The sequence below is a fragment of the Salinimicrobium oceani genome (assembly GCF_012037645.1).
On record NZ_JAAVJR010000942.1, the window covers coordinates 1 to 386 of the forward strand.

1 protein-coding gene is annotated in these 386 nt (G+C 39.9%); it reads left to right on the forward strand.

Features of this window, described 5'->3' with window-relative positions:
* The coding region (locus HC175_RS20170; protein ID WP_168139845.1) for a DUF4270 family protein at nucleotides 1-386 on the forward strand (386 nt) is incomplete at both ends.

Consider the following 386-nt stretch of genomic DNA (forward strand, 5'->3'; position numbering starts at 1 on the left):
ATGTACTTTATGAGGAGAATTTTACACCTTCTATAGAACCCATAGTTGAATATTCTGTTGATGCGACAGGAGAAGCCGATACTTTGACGCTTGATCCTGCTTTACGCCTGCATCTTAACAAGGAATTCTTTCAGAGCAAGATCCTTGACAAAGGTGGCTCTTCAGAGCTGCTTAACCAGAACAATTTCAGAGACTATTTTAGAGGGATCTATATCGATGCAGATCAGGTGAACAATGAAGGGACTATGATGCTTTTAAACCTGATGCATGAAGCTGCGGGAGTTGTTTTGTATTATAAAACAAAAGTACCGGATGCCAGAGATACAGATGATGATGGAGATAGAGAGGAGCTTATCGAAGTGAGAAGAGCATATAAACTCAACTTT